This is a genomic window from Desertibacillus haloalkaliphilus (genome assembly GCF_019039105.1).
GTDB classification, from domain to species: domain Bacteria; phylum Bacillota; class Bacilli; order Bacillales; family KJ1-10-99; genus Desertibacillus; species Desertibacillus haloalkaliphilus.
In genome coordinates this window covers 1-536 of sequence record NZ_JAHPIV010000072.1, presented here as the reverse complement: position 1 = coordinate 536, position 536 = coordinate 1, and the positions used below count along the sequence as shown (strand labels likewise).

At 47.2% G+C, this 536-nt stretch carries 1 protein-coding gene; it reads right to left on the bottom strand.

Annotation, left to right across the window (positions count from 1 at the left end; all coding sequences use genetic code 11):
• On the bottom strand, window positions 1–536 hold a 536-nt coding region (locus KH400_RS29630), incomplete at both ends, for a hypothetical protein (protein ID WP_217227936.1).

The window sequence follows — 536 nt, the reverse complement described above, 5'->3', positions numbered from 1 at the left end:
CCCCTTCTCTCTTCTTTCTCCCTTTTTCCCTTCCTTTTTTCCTCCCCCTTTCCCCCTTTCCCCTCTCCCCTCTCTCTCTTTCTTTTTTTTCCCTTCTCTCTCTTTTTTCCCTTTTTTTCTCTTCCTTCTTTTCTCCTTCTTTTTCCTCTTTCTTTCCTTCTCCCTCCTCCTTTCCTTCCCTTCTCTCTCCCCTTTCTCTTCCTTCCCTTTCCCTTTCCCCTTTTCTTCTTTCCCCCCCCCCTTCCCTCCCCTTCCCTTCTCTTTCCTCTCTTTTTCCCTTTCCCCTCCTCTTCCCTTTCCCTTCCTCCCTTTTTCCTTTTCCCTCTTTTCCCCCTCCTTTTCCCCCTTCTTTTTTTCCTTCCTCCTCCCTCCTTTTCCTTTCTTTCCCCCTCCCTCTTCTTTTCTTCCTTCTCTTTTTTTCCCTCTCCCTTCTCCCTCTTTCTCCCTCCTCTTCCCTCTCTCTTTTTTTTCCCCCCTTTTTTTCTTTTTTCTTTTTTTCCTCTTTCTCTTCTCCCCCTCTTCCTCTTCCTCCTCCT